General features: G+C 66.9%; 11 protein-coding genes and 1 tRNA gene. 8 read left to right on the top strand and 4 right to left on the bottom strand.

Translation table 11 applies throughout. The features are described 5' to 3' along the window. Positions 1–59 precede the first annotated feature (59 nt). From AC3EGR_RS04215 to AC3EGR_RS04225, 3 genes are all read left to right on the top strand, one after another. Positions 60–6,671, top strand: a complete 6,612-nt coding sequence (locus AC3EGR_RS04215) for a HAMP domain-containing protein (RefSeq protein ID WP_488545188.1) — start codon at positions 60–62, stop codon at positions 6,669–6,671. Between the two features lie 10 nt (positions 6,672–6,681). Further along, entirely contained in the window at positions 6,682–8,754 is a 2,073-nt protein-coding gene (locus tag AC3EGR_RS04220) for a hybrid sensor histidine kinase/response regulator (protein ID WP_488545189.1), read from the top strand. A gap of 20 nt (positions 8,755–8,774) precedes the next feature. Then, positions 8,775–8,865, top strand: a tRNA-Ser gene (locus AC3EGR_RS04225). A gap of 81 nt (positions 8,866–8,946) precedes the next feature. On the opposite strand, the gene AC3EGR_RS04230 is transcribed toward AC3EGR_RS04225, so the two are convergent. After that, positions 8,947–9,606 carry a TIGR02466 family protein gene (locus AC3EGR_RS04230; protein WP_488545190.1) on the bottom strand — a complete coding sequence of 220 codons (660 nt, stop codon included), beginning with the start codon at positions 9,604–9,606 and terminating at the stop codon, positions 8,947–8,949. Between the two features lie 388 nt (positions 9,607–9,994). Here AC3EGR_RS04230 and AC3EGR_RS04235 point away from each other — a divergent pair, with 388 nt between their 5' ends. Then, complete coding sequence (locus AC3EGR_RS04235) at positions 9,995–11,494, top strand: adenylate/guanylate cyclase domain-containing protein (protein WP_488545191.1); 1,500 nt, start codon at positions 9,995–9,997, stop codon at positions 11,492–11,494. A 17-nt stretch (positions 11,495–11,511) separates the two neighbouring features. Further along, the gene (locus AC3EGR_RS04240) at positions 11,512–11,922 is read left to right on the top strand and encodes a hypothetical protein (RefSeq protein WP_488545192.1); all 411 of its coding nucleotides are present in this window, start codon (positions 11,512–11,514) and stop codon (positions 11,920–11,922) included. Here AC3EGR_RS04240 and AC3EGR_RS04245 read toward each other — a convergent pair. Next, on the bottom strand, positions 11,886–12,872 hold the full coding sequence (locus tag AC3EGR_RS04245; protein WP_488545193.1) for an SPFH domain-containing protein: 987 nt from the start codon (positions 12,870–12,872) through the stop codon (positions 11,886–11,888). The two genes, AC3EGR_RS04240 and AC3EGR_RS04245, sit on opposite strands and share 37 nt — an antisense overlap. A 16-nt stretch (positions 12,873–12,888) precedes the next feature. Continuing rightward, positions 12,889–13,308, bottom strand: coding sequence for an NfeD family protein (locus AC3EGR_RS04250; RefSeq protein ID WP_488545194.1), 420 nt, complete (start codon positions 13,306–13,308; stop codon positions 12,889–12,891). A 112-nt stretch (positions 13,309–13,420) separates the two neighbouring features. Here AC3EGR_RS04250 and AC3EGR_RS04255 point away from each other — a divergent pair, with 112 nt between their 5' ends. Then, positions 13,421–15,703: an Orn/Lys/Arg family decarboxylase gene (locus tag AC3EGR_RS04255; protein ID WP_488545195.1), complete on the top strand. Its 2,283-nt coding sequence runs from the start codon at positions 13,421–13,423 to the stop codon at positions 15,701–15,703. Positions 15,704–15,807: 104 nt separating this feature from the next. Here the strand turns inward: AC3EGR_RS04255 and fabI are convergent, their stop codons facing one another. Continuing rightward, positions 15,808–16,587 carry an enoyl-ACP reductase FabI gene (gene fabI, locus AC3EGR_RS04260; protein WP_488545196.1) on the bottom strand — a complete coding sequence of 260 codons (780 nt, stop codon included), beginning with the start codon at positions 16,585–16,587 and terminating at the stop codon, positions 15,808–15,810. A gap of 37 nt (positions 16,588–16,624) precedes the next feature. On the opposite strand from fabI, the gene AC3EGR_RS04265 reads away from it, so the two are divergent. Both AC3EGR_RS04265 and AC3EGR_RS04270 read left to right on the top strand, forming a co-directional pair. After that, a complete protein-coding gene (locus AC3EGR_RS04265) occupies positions 16,625–18,439 on the top strand; it encodes an extracellular solute-binding protein (RefSeq protein WP_488545197.1) in 1,815 nt (604 codons plus the stop codon). 2 nt (positions 18,440–18,441) lie between these two features. Then, a complete protein-coding gene (locus tag AC3EGR_RS04270) occupies positions 18,442–19,464 on the top strand; it encodes a microcin C ABC transporter permease YejB (RefSeq protein WP_488545198.1) in 1,023 nt (340 codons plus the stop codon). The last annotated feature ends 3 nt before the right edge of the window (positions 19,465–19,467 follow it).

The following is a 19,467-nucleotide window of genomic DNA, read 5'->3' on the forward strand; positions in this document are numbered from 1 at the left end:
ACAGTACCCTCCCAAGCTCTGTTTGACATGTCAACAGATGCTTACGAATGGGGAATCACATGGACGTTCTGGCGAAGCCGCCTGCTGCCGAGCATCGCGACGGGGATTTGAAGCTGGTGCTGAAGGCCTTGTCGGCCTTCCGACGCGGCGAGCAAGGGGTGACGCTGCCCACCGAATGGGATGGGCTGTACGGCAAGATCGCGGCCGAATTCAACGAGCTGTCCTCGCAGACGGCGCGGACCCATACCCGGCTCAAGTCGGTGGCGGCAGCGCCGCACAGCGGCTCCAAGGCGGGCCGCCGGGTGGCGGACGACAAGCTCACCGGCTTCTGGCAGGAGAACGTCGCCGCCGTCAACGGCGTGCTGGACGAAGTGGAACTGGTCAACGAGCGGACCAAGACGCTGCTGGCCAGCATCACCGAAGTGAAGAAGGGCAATGCGCGCGCGGAGCTGCCGCACGACTGGACCGGCCTGTTCGGCAAGGTCGCGGACGCCTTCAACGACGTGGTGGCGCAGAACGTGCGCATGTCGCAGGAGCTCGCGCGGCTGTCGCGGGTCGTCGGCAAGGAAGGCAAGCTCAAGGAGCGCGCCTCCATGCCGAGCAGCGACGGTTTCTGGCGCGACTCGGCCGAATCCATCAACTCGCTCATCTCCGACCTCGTGCACCCCACGTCGGAAGTGGCACGGGTGATCGGTGCCGTGGCGCAGGGCGACCTGTCCAAGTCCATGGCCCTGGAGGCCGACGGCCGCGCGCTGGAAGGCGAATTCCTGCGCACCGCCATGACCATCAACAAGATGGTGCAGCAGCTCGGGACCTTCTCCGCCGAAGTGACGCGCGTGGCGCGCGAGGTGGGTACGGAAGGCAAGCTGGGCGGCCAGGCGGAAGTGCAGGGCGTGGCCGGGACCTGGAAGGACCTGACGGACTCGGTGAACTCCATGGCCGGCAACCTGACGGCGCAGGTGCGCAACATCGCGGAGGTGACCAAGGCGGTGGCCGCCGGTGACCTGTCCAAGAAGATCACCGTGGACGTGAAGGGTGAGATCCTGGAGCTGAAGAACACCATCAACACGATGGTGGATCAGCTCCGATCGTTCGCCTCGGAAGTGACCCGCGTGGCGCGGGAAGTGGGCACCGAAGGCAAGCTGGGTGGTCAGGCGGACGTGCAAGGCGTGGCCGGGACCTGGAAAGACCTGACCGAGTCGGTGAACTTCATGGCCGGCAACCTGACCTCGCAGGTGCGCAACATCGCCGACGTGACCAAGGCGGTGGCCGCCGGTGACCTGTCCAAGAAGATCACCGTGGACGTGAAGGGTGAGATTCTCGAACTGAAGAACACCATCAACACGATGGTGGACCAGCTGCGAAGCTTCGCCTCGGAAGTGACGCGGGTGGCCCGTGAAGTGGGCACCGAAGGCAAGCTGGGGGGCCAGGCGGACGTGCAGGGCGTGGCCGGCACCTGGAAGGACCTGACGGACTCGGTGAACTCCATGGCCGGCAACCTGACGGCACAGGTGCGCAACATCGCGGACGTGACCAAGGCCGTGGCCGCCGGTGACCTGTCCAAGAAGATCACCGTGGACGTGAAGGGTGAGATCCTGGAGCTGAAGAACACCATCAACACGATGGTGGACCAGCTCCGATCCTTCGCTTCGGAAGTGACGCGGGTGGCGCGGGAAGTGGGTACCGAAGGCAAGCTGGGGGGCCAGGCCGACGTGCAGGGCGTGGCCGGCACCTGGAAGGACCTGACCGACTCGGTGAACTCCATGGCGGGCAACCTGACGGCGCAGGTGCGCAACATCGCCGAGGTGACGACCGCCGTGGCGGCGGGCGACCTGTCCAAGAAGATCACCGTGGAGGTGAAGGGCGAAATCCTCGAGCTGAAGAACACCATCAACATCATGGTGGACCAGCTCTCCTCCTTCGCCTCGGAAGTGACCCGCGTGGCGCGGGAAGTGGGCACCGAAGGCAAGCTGGGTGGCCAGGCCGACGTGCAGGGCGTGGCCGGCACCTGGAAGGACCTGACCGAGTCCGTGAACTTCATGGCCGGCAACCTGACCTCGCAGGTGCGCAACATCGCCGACGTGACCAAGGCGGTGGCCGCCGGTGACCTGTCCAAGAAGATCACCGTGGACGTCAAGGGTGAGATCCTGGAGCTGAAGAACACCATCAACACGATGGTGGACCAGCTCTCCTCCTTCGCCTCCGAAGTGACGCGGGTGGCCCGCGAAGTGGGCACCGAAGGCAAGCTGGGTGGCCAGGCGGACGTGCAAGGCGTGGCCGGCACCTGGAAGGACCTGACGGACTCGGTGAACTCCATGGCCGGCAACCTGACGGCACAGGTGCGCAACATCGCCGACGTGACCAAGGCCGTGGCCGCGGGTGACCTGTCCAAGAAGATCACCGTGGACGTGAAGGGTGAGATCCTGGAACTGAAGAACACCATCAACACGATGGTGGATCAGCTGCGAAGCTTCGCTTCGGAAGTGACGCGGGTGGCGCGGGAGGTGGGGACCGAGGGCAAGCTGGGCGGCCAGGCGGAAGTGCAGGGCGTCGCGGGCACCTGGAAGGACCTCACGGACAACGTGAACTCGATGGCCGGCAACCTGACGGCGCAGGTGCGCAACATCGCCGACGTGACCAAGGCGGTGGCGGCCGGCGACCTCTCCAAGAAGATCACCGTGGACGTGAAGGGTGAGATTCTCGAACTGAAGAACACCATCAACACCATGGTGGACCAGCTGCGAAGCTTCGCTTCGGAAGTGACGCGGGTGGCGCGGGAAGTGGGCACCGAAGGCAAGCTGGGGGGCCAGGCCGACGTGCAGGGCGTGGCCGGCACCTGGAAGGACCTGACGGACTCGGTGAACTCGATGGCCGGCAACCTGACGGCGCAGGTGCGCAACATCGCGGAAGTGACGACCGCCGTGGCCGCGGGCGACCTGTCCAAGAAGATCACTGTGGACGTGAAGGGTGAGATCCTGGAGCTGAAGAACACCATCAACACGATGGTGGACCAGCTGCGAAGCTTCGCCTCGGAAGTGACGCGGGTGGCGCGCGAAGTGGGCACCGAAGGCAAGCTGGGCGGCCAGGCCTACGTGCAGGGCGTGGCCGGCACCTGGAAGGACCTCACGGACAACGTGAACTTCATGGCCGGCAACCTGACCTCGCAGGTGCGCAACATCGCCGACGTGACCAAGGCGGTGGCCGCCGGCGACCTGTCCAAGAAGATCACCGTGGACGTGAAGGGCGAGATCTCGGAACTGAAGATCACCATCAACACGATGGTGGACCAGCTCTCCTCCTTCGCCTCCGAAGTGACGCGGGTGGCGCGCGAAGTGGGCACCGAAGGCAAGCTGGGCGGCCAGGCCTACGTGCAAGGCGTGGCCGGCACCTGGAAGGACCTCACGGACAACGTGAACTTCATGGCCGGCAACCTGACCTCGCAGGTGCGCGGTATCGCCAAGGTGGTGACCGCGGTGGCCAACGGCGACCTCGAACAGAAGCTGACCGTGGAAGCCAAGGGCGAGATCGCCTCGCTGGCCGACACGATCAACTCCATGACCGACACGCTCGCGACCTTCGCCGACCAGGTGACGACCGTCGCCCGTGAAGTGGGCGTGGAAGGCAAGCTGGGCGGCCAGGCCAAGGTGCCGGGCGCCGCGGGCACCTGGAAGGGCCTGACGGAGAACGTGAACCAGCTCGCCGCCAACCTGACCACCCAGGTGCGCGCGATCGCCGAAGTGGCGACCGCCGTGACCCAGGGTGACCTGACGCGCTCCATCACCGTGGAAGCCCAGGGCGAGGTGGCCGCGCTGAAGGACACGATCAACGAGATGATCCGCAACCTGCGCGACACCACGCAGGTGAACACGGAGCAGGACTGGCTCAAGACCAACCTGGCCAAGTTCTCGCGCATGCTGCAGGGCCAGCGCGACCTGGTCGCGGTGGGCCACCTGATCCTGTCCGAGCTGGCGCCCGTGGTGGGCGCGCAGCAGGCCGAGTTCTACGTGCTGCGCTACAACCAGGAGCAGCCCAAGCTGCGCCTGATGGCGTCGTACGCCTCGGACGGCCACGGCGCCTACGGCAAGGAAGTCGACCTGGGGCAGGGCCTCGTCGGCCAGTCGGCCTTCGACAAGAAGAAGATCATGCTGACCTCCAGCTTCCCGGACACGCTCAGGATCGTGTCCGGCCTGACGGAGTCGACGCCGCTGAACGTGCTGGTGCTGCCGATCATCTTCGAAGGCCAGGTGCGCGGCGTCATCGAGCTGGCCTCGGTGGAGCGCTTCAACCCGACCCACCAGGCCTTCCTGGACCAGCTGACGGAATCGATCGGCATCGTGATCAACACGATCGAGGCCAACATGCGGACGGAGGACCTGCTGGCGCAGTCCCAGTCGCTCGCCCAGGAGCTCCAGTCGCGCCAGGAAGAACTGCAGCAGACCAACGAGGAACTGCAGGAGAAGGCCCGCCTGCTGGCCCACCAGAACCAGGAGGTGGAGCGCAAGAACGCGGAAGTGGAACAGGCCCGGCAGGAGCTGGAGAACAAGGCCAAGCAGCTGGCCCTGACCTCCAAGTACAAGTCCGAGTTCCTGGCCAACATGTCGCACGAGCTGCGCACGCCGCTGAACTCGCTGCTGATCCTGTCCGACCAGCTGTGCAAGAACCCGGAAGGCAACCTCACGCCCAAGCAGGTGGAGTTCGCCAAGACGATCCACTCCTCCGGCAACGACCTGCTGATGCTGATCAACGACATCCTGGACCTGTCCAAGATCGAGTCCGGCACGGTGGTCGTGGACGTCAACGACCTGCGGCTGTCGGACCTGCAGCTGTACGTGGAGCGGACCTTCCGCCACGTCGCCGAGGCCAAGAACGTGGACTTCAGCGTCCGCAGCGGCCTCAACCTGCCGCCCTCCATGGTCACGGACGCCAAGCGCCTGCAGCAGATCCTGAAGAACCTGCTGTCCAACGCCTTCAAGTTCACCCACCAGGGCCACGTGGCGCTGACCATCGAGGAGGTCTTCGGCGGCTGGGCGACGGACAACGAGGACCTCAACCGCGCCCAGCAGGTGATCGCCTTCTCCGTGTCGGACACCGGCATCGGCATCTCGCCGGACAAGCAGCAGATCATCTTCGAGGCCTTCCAGCAGGCCGACGGCTCCACCAGCCGCAAGTACGGCGGCACGGGGCTGGGCCTGGCGATCTCGCGCGAGCTGTCCAAACTGCTGGGCGGCGAGATCCGCCTGACCTCGGCGCCGGGGCAGGGCTCCACCTTCACGCTGTACCTGCCGCTGGTCTACATGGCCACGCGCACCGCGCGCCGCGTGAGCACGGATTACCGCTCCGAGCCCACGCTCGCGCCGCAGGCCAGGCGCCTGCCGTCGCCGCCGCAGACCGGCGCCGCCGTGGCCGAACAGGTCACGGATATCGCCATCGAGGCGCCGGCGGAGAGCGAGGAGGCGCTGGCCGCGGACAACGTGGCCAACGACGACCGCGACAGCATCCACTCGGGCGACCAGGTGCTGCTGATCGTGGAGAACGACCTGGCCTTCGCCCGTTTCCTGCTCGATGCCGCGCGGGCCAAGGGCTTCAAGGGCTTGGTGAGCCCGACCGGGGCGGGGGCCTTGACGCTGGCCAACCAGCACAAGCCTTCGGCCGTGACGCTCGACATGCACCTGCCGGACATGGCCGGCTGGCGCGTGCTGGACCGGGTCAAGCACGACCTGGCCCTGCGCCACGTGCCGGTGTGCGTGATCTCCACCGACGACAGCAAGGACCGGGCCTTCAAGTCCGGCGCGCTGGCCTTCCTGGAAAAGCCGATCCGGTCCAAGGAGGTGCTGGACGGCATGCTGGACAAGCTGCACGCCTACGTCTCGCGGCAGGAGCGCAGCCTGCTGCTGGCCGTGGACGACCAGGTCGCCCGCAACGAGCTGCTCGCGCAGCTCGAAGGCGAGCAGGTCGACGTGACGGTGGTCGCTTCGGGGGCCCAGCTGCAACAGGCGCTGGAAGACGGCAAGTTCGACGCCGTGGTGCTGGAAGACGGCTTCGGCGGGCTGGACCCGCGCGACTATCGCCGGCAGATCGCGGGGCAGGCCGACATCGGCCCGGTGCCGCTGGTGCTCTACCGCGGCGAGGGCGGGGCACGCCACGCCTGGCACTCGGACGAGGGGATCACCGTGCAGGAAGTGCACGGCGGCGCCCGCCTGTTCGACGCCGCGCTGATCGCGCTGCACCGCAGCCTGGCGCGCCTGCCGGAGGAAAAGCGCAACGTCATCGACATGGTCTACGACACCGCCAAGCCGCTGGCCGGCAAGCGGGTGCTGATCGTGGACGACGACATGCGCAACATCTTCGCCCTGGCCACGGTGCTGGAAGAGCACGGCATGGACATCGTCTGGGCCGACAATGGCCGCGAGGCGATCAACCGGGTGGCCAACGACCCGGGAATCCAGGTCGTTCTGATGGACATCATGATGCCGGAGATGGACGGCATGGCGACGATGAAGGAGATCCGCAAGCTCCCGCAGGGCCGGAATCTGCCTATGATCGCCGTCACGGCCAAGGCCATGAAGGGGGACCGCGAGAAGTGCATCGAGGCAGGCGCCTGGGACTACCTGGCCAAGCCGGTGAACACGCCGGACCTGCTTGCGGTGCTGCGCGCATGGCTGCAGCAGTAAGGAGAGTTCATTGACGACCAGCACTGCGAGAACGCAGGAGGCTGCCGAGAAGGTCAACATCCTCGTGGTGGATGACCTGCCGGAAAAGCACGTCGTCTTCCGGACGATCCTGGACGAGCTGGACCAGAACATCGTCAGCGCCCGGTCCGGGCAGGAGGCGCTGAAGAACATCCTCGAGATGGAGTTCGCGGTCATCCTGCTGGACGTCAACATGCCGGACATCGACGGCCTGGAGACGGCGAGCCTGATCCGGCAGTACAAGAAGTCCGCGCAGACGCCCATCGTCTTCATCACGGCCTACGTCGACGAGCTCCAGGCCCGGCGCGGCTACGCCCTCGGTGCCGTGGACTACATCCCCTCGCCGGTGGTGCCGGAGGTGCTGCGCTCCAAGGTGCGGGTGTTCGTCGAGCTGTTCCGCATGAACCGCCAGCTGCAGAAGCAGGCCGTCCAGCGCGAGGAACTGGCGCGCTCGGAAGCCGCGCGGGCGGCAGCGGAAGACGCGATCCATCGGGCGGACTTCCTGGCCGAGGCCAGCCGCACGCTGTCCCGTTCGCTGAACCTGGACGACACGATCGCCGCGGTGCTTCAGCTGTGCGTGCCCATGCTGGCGGAACGGGCCGTCCTCGGCATCCCGGACGAGGAGGGCGGGGTGCGCCGGCTGGAGATGCACCCGGCGCCCCGCGCCGACGACGACGAGGTGTTCACGCCCGAATTGCGCGAGGCGGCCGACCAGGTGATCCGCACGCGCCAGTTCAACCTGTGGCAGAAGGACGGCCGGGTGGCCGCCATCTGCCCGCTGCTGGCCGGCGACGAGATCCGCGGCGCCCTGGCGCTGCTGGGGCCGTCCAGCCAGTTCGACTCGACGCGTATCGCGCTCCTGCGCGAATTCACCAGCCGCGCCTCCATCGCCATGGAGAACGCCCGCCTGTATTCCGCGGTGCAGGAGGCGGACCGGCGCAAGAACGAGTTCCTGGCCATGCTGGCCCACGAGCTGCGCAACCCGCTGGCGCCGATCCGCAACGCGGTCCACATCCTGGGCGGCGCGGCGGAACTGCCACCCAAGCTGGCCTGGGCGCGCGACGTCATCGGCCGCCAGGCCGACCACATGGCGCGGCTGATCGACGACCTGCTGGATGTCTCGCGCATCGTGCAGGGCAAGGTGACGGTCAAGCCCGAGAAGCTGCAGCTGTCCACGCTGATCGAGCGCTCGGTGGAGGCGAGCGCGCCCCGGCTGGGCGCGCGGGAGCAGGTGCTGGACGTGGTGCTGCCCAAGGAAGGCATCGAGCTGGAAGGCGACTCGGTGCGCCTGTCGCAGGTGCTGTCCAACCTGATCAACAACGCCAGCAAGTTCTCGCCGACGCGCAGCCGCATCCGGCTGGAGGCGGACTACCGGGACGGGGAACTGCACATCGCGGTCAAGGACCAGGGCGCGGGCATCGCGCCGGAGTTCCTGCCGCACATGTTCGAGCTGTTCGCGCAGGCGGACCAGTCGCTGGACCGCTCGCAGGGCGGCCTGGGCATCGGCCTGACCCTGGTCAAGCACCTCGTGGAACTGCACGGCGGCCGGGTCTGGGCGGCCAGCGAAGGCCTGGGCAAAGGGGCAGAGGTGAACCTGACGCTGCCCGCGCAGGTGGGGTCCGAAGTGGCGGAGCCGCTGCCGGCCGTTGCCGCGCGCAGCGGCACGGCGCCGGCCGGCGCAGCGCGCATCCTCGTGGTCGACGACCTGCAGGCCTCGGCCGAGACCCTGCTGACGCTGCTGGAGATGGAAGGCTTCGAGGTGCGCATGGCGCACGACGGGCAGGAGGCCCTGTCCGTCGCCCGCGAGTTCAAGCCGAACGTGGTGCTGCTCGATATCGGCCTGCCCGGCATGAACGGCTTCGAAGTGGCGCACGGGCTGCGCAGCCAGGAAGAATCGCGCGATGCCCTGCTGATCGCGCTGACCGGCTATGGCGAAGCCGAAAGCCGCATGCGCTCGGCCCAGGCCGGTTTCGACTTCCACATGGTCAAGCCGGCCGACGTGAACCTGCTGCTGTCGATGCTGGCCAATCCCCAGGAAGCGCGCAAAGCCGTCGCCACCGCGTGAGCTACAATCGCACGCTTGCTGGAGAGGTGGATGAGCGGTTTAAGTCGCACGCCTGGAAAGCGTGTGAGGGTTAATAGCCCTCCGCGGGTTCGAATCCCGCCCTCTCCGCCAGCATGAAAAAGACAAAACCCGCTTCGGCGGGTTTTCGTTTTTCTGGCGCGGTGAGGACGCGAAGAGGACCCGCGGGTTCGCTCATCCCGAGCCGGGCTGCCAGTTCAGGCGGTAGTTGAAGCTGATGCTGACGCGCGGCGTGTCACCGAGGTTCGGCTCGACGCCGTGGTACAGCCAGCTCGGAAACACGAGCATGCCGCCGGCGTGCGGCCGGTAGCTGACCTGCCGGATGGTCCAGGGCTGGAACTCCGTCACCGGGCAGGCCACCGTGTTCGCGCCCGGCCGGGGATCCTGGAAGAAGATGTTGCCGCTGTTGTCGCCCGCGCTCACGTAGTAGGCGCCGCTGAGGAAGGAGTTCGGGTGGCAGTGCAGGGCGCCCGAGGCCAGTTTCCCGTTCACCATGGCCCAGCAGGTGGCCAGTTCCACCGTCGCCTGCCGGGTGTCGAGCTTGTACGTGCGGGTCACCTCCCCCACGTTGCGCTCCAGGACCTCGACGAACTCCTTCATCTCGGGCCGCAGGTGCAGCTTGTCGCCGCTGTGCCATCCCAATACGGAGGAGCGGCCGATGCCGCCCGGGTCGCGGCTGCGCTCGGCCAGGATGAAGTGCAGCAGTTGCTCGTTCAGGGCCTCGCTGCCGGCGACGTTGAAGCGCCAGATCGAGGTGGGAAACCAGTCGATGCGCTCGCCCGCCGCGGCCGCCCCGCCCGGCGCGGGCTGTCTGGAGCCGTCACGCGTGTCCATCGGGACATGGTATCGGCCCGCAACCGATACAGCTCCTTGTCGAATGTTTGGCAGGGATGCCCCTGCGGATGCCTTCCGGCCACTCGGGCGCCACGGTTGTGCATGGAACACAACAGTGACCAACTGTCCAGAATGACTGTCCACTGACTTGGACAGTTGCTTAGACAGATATCTAGACAGATCAACTCATTGCATTAGGCAGTCTACCTATGGAAAACCTCAGCCACGGCCGTGCTCTAGACAGTTCAACACGTGTAAATTCAACAACTTGCATGGCACTTAGGGTTTGTCTGTGTATCTAACCTAAGACAGATGTAAGGCCATATGTTTGACGGTCCAGTTGAGTAACTGTACAGTCCGTCTGAACAGTCTACAGACGAGGCACTCGTTGCTCACCAGCAAAGAGATCATCGAGAGGACCGGCATCTCACGTGCCACTCTCAACAACTACATCGCCAGCGGCCTCGTGCCGCGGCCCCAGGTCCTGCCGCCGGGACCGGAGCACGGCGCTGCGCCTCGCATCGGCTTCTTCCCAGACGACACGATCGCCCGTGTCCAGGAGATCCAGCGCCTGAAGTCGCAGGGCTGGAGCATCGCCCGCATCGGCGAGCACCTGTCGGCCCATCCGCCCGCTGCCGCTCCGGCATCGGCCACCGGCGCGGCCCCCATGCCCGTCACGCCCGTGGCCGCGGCCATTGCCGCCTCCGCACGGGGGGAATCCGGTGCGGCGCTGGCCCTGAGCCTGCCGGCCGGCCCGCTCGGCCACCCCGCCTACCTGGTGAACGACGCCTTTCGCATCACCTGGGCGAACGAAGAGACCCGCTCCGATGCCCGTTCGCCGCTGGCGCAGCGCGCCGGCGTGCAAGGGACCAGCATCTTCAGCCAGCTGCTGTCGGTGGACGCCGCCAGGGGAGGCGACGCGATGCTGCGCTTTCACCTGCAGGTGGCGCGCGCCCGCGGGGCCACCGCCGGCGCCTTGTTCCAGGACCTGGCGCCGGACGAAGCAGCCCGCCTGCAGCGCCTGTACGACGAGCCGCGCCGGGGCGACACGGGCTTGCTGATGCAGGCCGGCATCCCGGCCGGCAACGGCCTGCCGGCGCGCACCGTCTACGCCGTGCAGTTCCGCGAAGGCGTGCTGTTCGCCTATGCAGCGCAGGACGACTACGGCTCCGTGGCCGTGCCGGTGCCGGCCCAGAAGCCCGCCGCCGCGCCCCTGGTCACGCCCGTGACGGTGCTCGTGAGCACCCTGGACGACGCGAGCGGCCTGTGGGTCCGGCTCACCGCCCAGGAGTACTTCGAGCTCCTCAACGAGATCTGGGCCGAGCTCGATCGCGTCTTCCGCAAGCACAAGGGCCGCGCCGGCCCGCAGGGCGGCGAGGTGCTGGTCTGCTATTTCCTCCCGCAGGAAGGCGGCAGCCACCTGTGGAATGCGCTCGCCGCCGCGCAGCAGGCCCGCGAGGCCATGCGCCAGGTGTCCGGGCGCTGGCAGGCGCGCAAGGGCTGGGAGCTCGAGCTGGCGATGAACGTCGGCATCGACGAAGGACAGGAATGGATGGGCGTCGTGGGAGCGACAGGGGAGGGAGCACTCCGCGTGGTCGGCGATACGGCCGACCACGCGGAGCAGCTTTCCCGGGTCAGCCGCGCCGGCGCGATCCTCGTGACGCGCAGCCTGCTGGGCAAGCTGCCCACCGAACAACGCCAGCGCCTGAAGTTCGGCGTGCCCCGGCTCGAGGGCACCCGCACGGAGGCGCCGCTTCTCTTCACGTTTGCGCGACTCGCCGACATCGCCGCCCCCCAGGCGGTGCCGGCCCGCGTGGCCGACCTTGCGGCGGCCGAATTGCTCGACTTGCACCCCCTCAACGGCAACACCCGCCCCCAAGAAGGCTGATCGGAAAGGATTTCCCCATGCGCTGGTTCAAGACCAAAGACCTCAGGAGCAGCATCTACGCGATGTTGAGCGTCAGCACGCGTGCGTCGCACGCCGAAGACGTGGCGACCATGGACCAGATCCGCGAGGCCATGCTGGCTCTCGCATCCGAGGATGCGACCGAGCGGGCCGCCGGACTGGTGCGCCGCATCCGCTACGCGACCGACCTGCAGGCGCTGTGGTTCATGCGCGGGGAAGTGATGCAGTTGCTGGCGCGCGAGCAGGGCGAAGCCATCGCGCGGGAGAAGGTCGACGAGCTCAGCTCGCTGTTCTCCGACCTGCTGCCCAGCGGACTGCGCTCGCGCCCGAGCCCGCTGAACGCCAGCTACCGCAACTCGCGCCCGCCGGAGGACTACCGGGCGTCGCGCCCCCACTCGGACGAGAGCTGAGAGGAGGGGGTGGGGGCAGGGGCCACCGTGCTGCCGGCCGGCGCGCGCGTCCCCTTGATCATTTGCATCGCCGAGGCGATGAGGCCGGAAACCTCGCTCATGTTCGCCGGGATGACGAGGGTCGTCGTCGAATCCTCGGCCACCTTGCCGAAGGCGTCCACCGCGCGCTCGGCCACCTTCAGTTGCACTGCCTGCTCGCCGCCCGGCTGGCGGATGGCGTCGGCAACCTTGCGGATCGCGTCCGCGTTGGCCTCTGCCACGGCGATGATCGCCGCCGCCTCGCCTTGGGCCTTGTTGATCTCGGCCTGCTTCTCGCCTTCGGAACGCGCAATGAACGCCTCGCGCTCGCCGGTGGCGATGTTGATCTGCTCCTGGCGCCGGCCTTCGGAGGCGGCGATCAGGGCGCGCTTTTCCCGTTCGGCCGTGATCTGCCGCTGCATGGCGTGCAGGATCTCCTTGGGCGGCGTCAGGTCCTTGATCTCGTAGCGCAGCACCTTCACGCCCCAGTTCAGGGCGGCCTCGTCGATGGCCTGCACCACCTGCGCGTTGATGATGTCGCGCTCCTCGAAGGTCTTGTCCAGCTCCAGCTTGCCGATCACGCTGCGCAGGGATGTCTGAGCAAGCTGGGTGACGGCAACGATGTAATTAGAACTTCCGTAGCTGGCTCTCGTCGGATCAGTAACCTGAAAGTACAAGATTCCATCCACTTGAAGTTGCGTATTGTCGCGGGTGATGCAGACTTGGCTGGGCACGTCCAGCGGGATCTCCTTCAGGCTGTGCTTGTAGGCGACGCGGTCGATGAAGGGGATGATGATGTTCAGGCCGGGCGTGAGCGTCCCGTGGTACTTGCCCAGGCGCTCCACCACCCAGGCGTTCTGCTGCGGGACGACCTTCACCCCCTGGATGACGAAGATCACGACGATCACCGCGAGGACGGCTGCGAATTCCATTGTTCTTTTCTCCTTCTCAGATCTTTTCGAGCACGAGGCGGCTGCCGTCGACATTGCGCACCCGGTGCAGCCCCGGGCCTTGCGCCGTGCCGCCCGCCGGCACCGCGGTCCAGACGCTGCCGCGGTAGCGCACGGATGCGGTCTGGTCGGCGGTCCAGGCATCCACGTGCACGTGCTCGCCGGCGTCGAAGTCCAGGTTGGTGCCGGGCATGCCGTCGGCCAAGCGGCGGCGCCGCACGAAGTGCCACCCGGCCATGGCCGCGACACCGACGATGGCGGCGAAGACCAGCTGGGTGGGGCGGGCCATGCCGGCATGGGCGGCGAGCGCGCCGGCGACCATGCCGATGCCCAGCATCAGCAGGTAGAAGGTCCCCGTCAGCAGTTCCACGGCCACGGCCGCGCCGGCCAGCAGCCACCACAGTGTCCAGTCAGCCATAAGTCCCCTTTGGCCGGATTGTGGGCGAAATCGGCGCCGGCGCACTTGCGCGCGCTGCGGATTTCATACACTTCGCCCCTGTTTGCCTTTTTCGCGCCTGGACCGTCCCCCAATGAAGTTCCGCTTCCCCATCGTCATCATCGACGAAGACTACCGCTCGGAGAACACCTCCGGTCTCGGCATCCGCGCCCTGGCGCAGGCGATCGAGGCCGAGGGCTTCGAGGTGCTGGGCGTCACCAGCTACGGCGACCTGTCGCAGTTCGCGCAGCAGCAAAGCCGTGCCAGCGCCTTCATCCTGTCGATCGACGACGAGGAGTTCACGGCCGGCCCCGACCTCGACCCGGCGGTGCTGAACCTGCGCAACTTCATCGTCGAAGTCCGCCGCCGCAACGCGGAGGTGCCTCTCTATATCTATGGGGAGACCAAGACCTCCCAGCACCTGCCCAACGACATCCTGCGGGAACTCCACGGCTTCATCCACGCCTACGAGGACACGCCGGAGTTCATGGCGCGCCACATCATCCGGGAAGCGCGCAGCTACCTGGAAGGCATCCAGCCCCCCTTCTTCAAGGCGCTGCTCGATTACGCCGAGGACGGCTCCTATTCCTGGCACTGCCCCGGCCACTCCGGCGGCGTCGCCTTCCTCAAGAGCCCGGTGGGGCAGATGTTCCACCAGTTCTTCGGCGAGAACATGCTGCGCGCGGACGTGTGCAACGCGGTGGACGAACTCGGCCAGCTCCTGGACCACACCGGGCCGGTCGCGGCCAGCGAGCGCAACGCCGCCCGCATCTTCAACGCCGACCACTGCTTCTTCGTCACCAACGGCACCAGCACGTCCAACAAGATGGTCTGGCACCACCAGGTGGCCCCCGGCGACGTGGTGGTGGTGGACCGCAACTGCCACAAGTCGATCCTGCACTCGATCATCATGACCGGGGCCATCCCCGTGTTCCTGAAGCCGACCCGCAACCACTTCGGCATCATCGGCCCGATCCCGCAAAGCGAGTTCTCGCCGGAGGCGATCAAGGCCAAGATCAAGGCCAACCCGCTCCTGAAGGGCGTGGACCCGGAGAAGGTCAAGCCGCGCATCCTGACGCTGACGCAGTCCACCTACGACGGTGTCCTGTACAACACCGAGACCATCAAGAACCTCCTGGACGGCTACGTCGACGCGCTGCACTTCGACGAGGCCTGGCTGCCGCACGCGGCCTTCCACCCGTTCTACGGCAGCTTCCACGCGATGGGGCGCAAGCGGGAGCGGACGACCAAGTCGGTGGTCTACGCGACCCAGTCCATCCACAAGCTGCTGGCCGGCATCAGCCAGGCCAGCCACGTGCTGGTGCAGGACGCCAAGGAACGCAAGCTGGACCGCCACCTGTTCAACGAGGCGTTCCTGATGCACACCTCGACCAGCCCGCAGTACGCGATCATCGCCAGCTGCGACGTGGCGGCCGCCATGATGGAGCCTCCCGGCGGCACGGCGCTGGTGGAAGAGTCGATCGCCGAAGCCCTGGACTTCCGCCGCGCCATGCGCAAGGTGGACCAGGAGTACGGCAAGGACTGGTGGTTCAAGGTCTGGGGGCCGGACAAGCTGGTGGAGCACGGCATAGGCCGGGCCGACGACTGGATCATCAAGGGCGAGGCGCGCACGGCCAAGTGGCACGGCTTCGGCAACCTGGCCGAAGGCTTCAACATGCTGGACCCGATCAAGTCCACCATCGTGACGCCCGGGCTGGACCTGAACGGCAAGTTCGCCAAGACCGGCATCCCGGCGGCCATCGTCACCAAGTTCCTGGCCGAACACGGCGTGATCGTGGAGAAGACCGGCCTGTACAGCTTCTTCATCATGTTCACCATCGGCATCACCAAGGGCCGCTGGAACACCATGCTGACGGCGCTGCAGCAGTTCAAGGACGACTACGCCAAGAACCAGCCGATGTGGCGCATCCTGCCGGAGTTCTGCCAGCAGTACCCGCGCTACGAGCGCATGGGCCTGGCGGACCTGTGCCAGTACGTGCACGAGCTGTATGCCAAGTACGACATCGCCAAGCTCTCGACGGACATCTACCTGAGCGAGCTGCAGCCGGCCATGAAACCGAGCGACGCCTTCGCCCACATCGCGCACCGCAAGACCGAGCGCGTGGAGATCGACCAGCTCGAAGGCCGCGTGACCACGGCGCTGATCACGCCGTACCCGCCGGGGATCCCGCTGCTCATCCCGGGCGAGGTCTTCAACAAGCGGATCGTGGAGTACCTGAAGTTCGCCCGCGCCTTCAACCAGGAGTGCCCCGGCTTCGAAACCGACATCCACGGCCTGGTCGCGGAGGAAGGCCCGGACGGCAAGCTGCGCTACTACGCCGACTGCGTGCAGGAGAACGGCGGCAGCGGGAAATAGGGGGCGGAAACCATGTCATCCCGGGCTTGCCCGGGATCCATGAGCCGCTCGATCAGCCGTCCATCGATTGCGGGTCAAGCCCCGCAAGGACATCGGCTGGCCGCTCAGTCCGCCGCCAGCGCCGTGTGGCTGAAGCCGCCGTCCACGTAGGTGATCTCCGCGGTCACCCCGCCGGCGAGGTCGCTGAGCAGGAAGGCGGCGACGTTGCCCACGTCGTCGACCGTCACGTTGCGGCGGATCGGGGCGATCTCTTCGACCACCTTCAGCAGCTTGCCGAAGTCCTTGATGCCGCTGGCCGCCAAGGTCTTGATGGGGCCCGCGCTGATGCCGTTGACCCGGATGCCCTTGGGCCCCAGCGAGCCGGCGAGGTAGCGCACGGACGCTTCCAGCGAGGCCTTGGCCAGGCCCATCGTGTTGTAGTTCGGGACGATGCGCAGGGCGCCCAGGTAGGTCAGCGTCAGCAGCGCGGACTTGTCGTTCAGGTAAGGCAGGGCGGCCTTGGCCATCGCGGGAAAGCTGAAGGCGCTGATGTCGTGCGCCACCTTGAAGGCCTCGCGCGACAGGCCTTCCAGGAAGTCGCCGGCGATCGCCTCGCGCGGGGCGAAGCCTATGCTGTGCACGAAGCCGTCGAACTTCGGCCAGGTGGCCGCCAGGTCCTGGAACAGCCTGGCGATCTGCGCGTCGTCGCCCACGTCGCAGTCGAACACCAGCTTCGAGTTGAACTCGGCCGCGAATTCGGTGATCCGATCCTTGAAGCGCTCGCCCACGTAGCTGAAGGCGAGTTCCGCGCCCTGCGCGTGGCACGCCCGGGCGATGCCGTAGGCGATGGACCGGTTCGACAGCACGCCGGTGATCAACAATTTCTTGCCCTGTAGGAATCCCATGGCCTTCTCGTCTGGAAAATGTCGGCAGAATTGTCGCATGCGAGGTTTGCCTCTACTGCTGGCCACCGCCTTCCTGAGCCCGGCCGCCTGGGCCGCTCACGGCTATGCGCTGTGGGGCGACCTGAAGTACCCCGCGGGCTTTGCCAATTTCAGCTACGTGAACCCGCAGGCGCCCAAGGGCGGCGAGCTGCGGCTGGTGAGCAACCTGCGGGTGTCCACCTTCGACAAGTACAACCCGTTCACGATCAAGGGCAACGCGCCGGCTTACCTGTCGGCGCTCATGTTCGACAGCCTGCTGGCCGGCGCCCAGGACGAGGTGGGCTCGGGCTACGGCCTGCTCGCCGAGGACGTGGAGGTGGCGGCGGACGGCCTGGCTGCGACCTTCCGCCTGCGCCCGCAGGCGCGCTTCCACAACGGCGAGCCGGTGCTCGCCGCGGACGTCAAGCACACCTTCGACACCTTGCTGGGGCCCTACACCTCGCCCGCCTACAAGACGGCGCTGGAGGACCTGGCGGGGCTGGACGTGGTGGACGAACGCACGGTGCGCTTCCGCTTCAAGCGGCCCAACCGCGAGCTGCCGCTGACCGTGGGCGGCTTTCCCATCTTCAGCCGCAAGTGGGGCATGGAAAACGGCAAGGCCAAGCGCTTCGACGAGGTGGTCATGGACGTGCCGATCGGCAGCGGCCCCTACAAGGTGGGGCCGGTGCGCTTCGGCAAGGACATCACCTACGTGCGCGACCCGAACTACTGGGCGCGCGAGCTGAACGTGCGCCGCGGCACGGCGAACTTCGACCGCATCACGGTCAAGATCTACAAGGACAACACCGCACGGCTGGAGGCGCTCAAGGCCGGCGAGTTCGACCTGATGCGCTTCTTCTCCGCCGGCGACTGGGCGCGGCGGGTGGACGGCAAGAAGTTCAAGACCGGCGAGCTGGTCAAGGGGGAGTTCAGGCACCGGCTGCCGGCGGGCTTTCAGAGCTACGTTCTGAACACCCGCAATCCCAAGCTCCAGGACCCGCGCGTGCGCCAGGCCCTGGGCCTGGCCGTCGACTACGAGTGGATGAACCGGCAGATGTTCTACAACTCGTACCAGCGGGTGAAGGGCCTGTTCATGAACACGGACTGCGCCGCCAGCGGCACGCCGTCCGCCGAGGAACTTGCCATCCTGGCGCCCTGGCGCGGCAAGATTCCGGAGGCGGCGTTCGGCCCGATGTACGAACCCCCGCGGACCGACCAGGGACGCACGCTGCGCGACAACCTGCGCCAGGCGCGCGAGTTGCTGAAGCAGGCGGGCTGGGAGGTCAAGGACGGCGCCTTGCGCAACGCGAAGGGCGAGGCGATGGTGCTCGAGTACCTCGATAGCAACGAGGGCGGCGCCCGCACGGTGTCGCCCTGGGCCCGCAACCTGGAGAAGCTGGGCATCACCCTGAACTTCCGGCCGGTGGACTTCGCGCTGTACCAGCAGCGCCTGCAGAAGTTCCAGTTCGAGATCACCACCATCGCCTACCAGGGCACCCACACGCCCGGCCAGGAGTACGTGGACATCTTCGGCAGCAAGGCCGCCGACACCGAGGACTCCGGCAACCTCACCGGCACCAAGAACCCGGCGGTCGACGACATACTGCAGAAGATGACCGGCGCGCGGACCAAGGCGGAACTGCTGCCGGCCTGCCGCTCGCTCGAGCGGGTGATCGCCCATTCGCACGTCCTCATCCCGCAGTGGACCGCGGGCACGCACCGCATCGCCTACAACGCCTGGCGCCTGCAGCCCACCGCCACCATGCCGATCTACACCCAGGGCGAGGGCTGGGCGATCGACACCTGGTGGGCCAGGCAGGGAGGGCCCCTCTAGGCATGGCTGCGTACATCCTCAAGCGCCTGCTGCTCATGCTGCCCACGCTGCTGGGCGTGCTGCTGGTGACCTTCGTCGTGACCCAGTTCGTGCCGGGCGGCCCGGTGGAGCAGTACCTGGCCGAGGCGCGCGCGGGCACGGGCGGCGAGGGCGGGGCCTTCGCCTACCGCGGCAACCAGGGCGTCGACCCCAAGCGCATCGCCCAGATCAAGGCCCTGTACGGTTTCGACAAGCCGCCGCACGAGCGCTTCGTGCAGATGCTGGGGCAGTACGCCCGCTTCGACCTCGGGCGCAGCTTCTTCCAGAACAAGGACGTGTGGTCGCTGATCGTGGAGAAGCTGCCGGTGTCCGTCAGCCTGGGCCTGTGGACCTTCTTCATCAGTTACCTGATCGCCGTGCCGCTCGGCGTGGCCAAGGCGGTGCGGGCCGGATCGCGCTTCGACCTGGCGACCACGCTGCTGGTGCTGGTGGGCTATGCGATCCCCGGCTTCGTGCTCGGGGTGGCCATGCTGGTGATCTTCGGCGGCCAGCTGCAATGGTTTCCCTTGCGCGGCCTGACCTCGGGCAACTGGGAGGAGCTGTCGGTGGGCGGCAAGGTGGTCGACTACCTCTGGCACATCACCTTGCCGGTCACCGCCATGGTGGTGGGCAGTTTCGCGGTCACCACCATGCTGACCAAGAACTCCTTCCTGGAGGAGATCCGCAAGCAATACGTGCTCACCGCGCGCGCCAAGGGCCTGGACGAGCGCCGGGTGCTGTGGAAGCACGTGTTCCGCAATGCGCTGATGCCCATCATCGCCGGCTTCCCGGCCGCCTTCCTGGGCGCCTTCTTCACCGGCTCGCTGCTGATCGAGACCCTGTTCTCGCTCGACGGCCTGGGCCTCCTGAGCTACGAGAGCGTGATCCGGCGCGACTACCCGGTGGTGCTGGGCACGCTGTACCTCTTTACCTTGATCGGCCTGCTGACCAAGTTGATCAGCGACCTCATGTACGTCTGGGTGGACCCGCGTGTCAAGTTCGACTAGCCG

The sequence above is a fragment of the Ramlibacter sp. G4-7 genome, assembly GCF_057784995.1.

What these genes read in the sequence shown, in the direction of transcription:
- AC3EGR_RS04245 (WP_488545193.1), bottom strand. Translation starts at nt 12,872, where the DNA reads ATGGAATTCGCAGCCGTCCTCGCGGTGATCGTCGTGATCTTCGTCATC.
- AC3EGR_RS04270 (WP_488545198.1), top strand. Translation starts at nt 18,442, where the DNA reads ATGGCTGCGTACATCCTCAAGCGCCTGCTGCTCATGCTGCCCACGCTG.
- AC3EGR_RS04265 (WP_488545197.1), top strand. Translation starts at nt 16,625, where the DNA reads ATGCGAGGTTTGCCTCTACTGCTGGCCACCGCCTTCCTGAGCCCGGCC.
- AC3EGR_RS04240 (WP_488545192.1), top strand. Translation starts at nt 11,512, where the DNA reads ATGCGCTGGTTCAAGACCAAAGACCTCAGGAGCAGCATCTACGCGATG.
- AC3EGR_RS04250 (WP_488545194.1), bottom strand. Translation starts at nt 13,308, where the DNA reads ATGGCTGACTGGACACTGTGGTGGCTGCTGGCCGGCGCGGCCGTGGCC.
- AC3EGR_RS04255 (WP_488545195.1), top strand. Translation starts at nt 13,421, where the DNA reads ATGAAGTTCCGCTTCCCCATCGTCATCATCGACGAAGACTACCGCTCG.
- AC3EGR_RS04230 (WP_488545190.1), bottom strand. Translation starts at nt 9,606, where the DNA reads ATGGACACGCGTGACGGCTCCAGACAGCCCGCGCCGGGCGGGGCGGCC.
- AC3EGR_RS04215 (WP_488545188.1), top strand. Translation starts at nt 60, where the DNA reads ATGGACGTTCTGGCGAAGCCGCCTGCTGCCGAGCATCGCGACGGGGAT.
- fabI (WP_488545196.1), bottom strand. Translation starts at nt 16,587, where the DNA reads ATGGGATTCCTACAGGGCAAGAAATTGTTGATCACCGGCGTGCTGTCG.